The 2124-nt window shown below is 72.7% G+C and carries 2 protein-coding genes; both read left to right on the forward strand.

From position 1 onward, the window contains the following. The coding region (locus AC2VNT_RS15565) for an MFS transporter (protein WP_486947713.1) at nt 1–730 on the forward strand (730 nt) is incomplete at its 5' end. Next, on the forward strand, nt 721–1866 hold the full coding sequence (locus AC2VNT_RS15570; RefSeq protein WP_486947714.1) for an N-acetylglucosamine-6-phosphate deacetylase: 1146 nt from the start codon (nt 721–723) through the stop codon (nt 1864–1866). The genes AC2VNT_RS15565 and AC2VNT_RS15570, both read left to right, overlap by 10 nt. Nucleotides 1867–2124 lie beyond the last annotated feature (258 nt).

Here is a 2124-nt window from a genome sequence, read left to right on the forward strand (position 1 = left end):
GGCGCAGAACGTCGGGGTGGTCCGCGAACTGCTGCGCCCGCCGTATCGGCGTGCGACGGTCTTCGTGGTGACGCTCGGCTTCTTCATCCAGATCACCGGCATCAACGCCATCGTCTACTACAGCCCTCAGCTCTTCGAGATGATGGGCTTCTCCGGTCATTTCGCGCTGCTCATCCTGCCGGCGCTGATCCAGGTCGCCGCGCTGGCCGCGATGTCGGTATCCCTGGCGCTGATCGACCGGGTGGGCCGGCGGCCGATCCTGCTCTCCGGGATCGCGACGATGATCGCCGCCAACGCGCTGCTGATCGGGGTGTTCGCCGGCGGCGGGATCTTCGGCGACGCGCTCGCCCTGGTCCGGTTCGGCGGGGTGCTGCTGTTCACGGTCGGCTACACGTTCGGGTTCGGCGCCCTGGTGTGGGTGTACGCCGGGGAGAGCCTGCCCGCCCGGCTGCGGTCGATCGGCTCGTCGGTGATGCTCACCTCGGATCTGGTGGCCAACGCGATCATCGCCGCCGTCTTCCTGACCATGCTCACCGCGCTGGGCGGTGCGGCCACCTTCGTGGTGTTCGGGGTGTTGGCGGTGCTCAGCTTCGGCTTCGTCTACCGCTACGCTCCGGAGACCAAGGGCCGCCAGCTGGAGGACATCCGGCACTTCTGGGAGAACGGCGGCCGCTGGCCCGAGCGGACCGGGGCCGCGGCCCCTGACGTCGGCGAGTCGGTGTGCCGCTGATCGCCGCCGGCACGGTCGTGCTGGACGGGCGGGTCTGCCGGCCCGGCTGGCTGCGGGTGGCCGACGGCCGGATCGTCGACTGCGGCCCGGGCGCCCCGCCCACACCGGCGGAGACCGAACTGGCCGACGCCACGGTGGTGCCCGGCTTCGTCGACATGCACGTCCACGGTGGTGGCGGCGGCGGCTACGCCGACGCCGACGGGATCGGCCCGGCCGTGGCACTGCACCGTCGGCACGGCACCACCAGCACCCTGGCCAGCCTGGTCAGCGCGGCGCCGGATGCGCTGCTGGCGTCGGTGCGGGCGCTGGCGAACGCGACCCGGCGCGGCGTCGTCGCCGGTATCCACCTGGAAGGGCCATGGCTGAGCCGACACCGTTGTGGCGCACACGATCCGGCTCAGCTGCGCCCGCCCGACCGGGCCGAGATCGACGCGCTGCTGGCCGCCGGCGACGGCGCGATCCGGATGGTCACCCTGGCCCCGGAGCTGCCCGGCGGCACCGCCGCGATCCGCCGGTTCGTCGACGCCGGGGTGGTGGTCGCCGTCGGCCACACCGACGCCGGCTACGACCAGGTGCGGGCCGCGATCGACGCCGGGGCGCGGGTCGGCACCCACCTGTTCAATGCGATGGCGCCGCTGCACCACCGCAGACCGGGTCCGGCCCTGGCGCTGCTGGAGGATCCGCGGGTCACCGTGGAGTTGATCGCCGACGGGGTGCACGTCCACCCGGCGCTGCTGCGCCACGTGATCGAGACCGCCGGACCGGACCGGGTTGCCCTGGTCACCGACGCGATGGCGGCGGCCGGGGTCGGCGACGGGGCGTTCCGGCTCGGCGGGTTGGCGGTCGAGGTGGCCGCCGGGGTGGCCCGGCTGGCCGGGACGTCGACGATCGCCGGCGGCACCGCCACCACCGACCAGTTGTTCCGCACGGCGGTGTCGGTGCTCGGGCGCGGCGGCGGGCCGCCGGACGACGCCCTGGCCGCCGCGGTCCGGCTGACCGCGACCACCCCGGCCCGGGCGCTCGGGCTCGACCGGGTCGGTGCCCTGCGACCGGGCTTTGCCGCGGATTGTGTTGCGCTGGGCCGTGATCTGGACGTGCTGCGGGTGATGCGCCGCGGCGAGTGGCTGGCCGAGTAAAGCGTGTCGAACAACTGCGGGTGTGTTCGGAACCGCCCCTCTCGGGCGTCCGTTGGTTCAGGCCGCGGTGCGGTCCGGTCGTGGGCTCCCACGTCAACCGGGCGGTATTCACCAACCCTCGGGTGTTGTCGGTGGCCCGGCACGCTGCCCGACGACCCCGACCCGAACTCGTAACGCAACACTTTCTGTTGCGCTATCGTGGTGTCATGCCGGTACCCACCCGAGAAAAAGTGGTCGCCCTCAGTCATGATTTCGGTT

Source organism: Mycobacterium sp. TH-M15 (assembly GCF_057473705.1).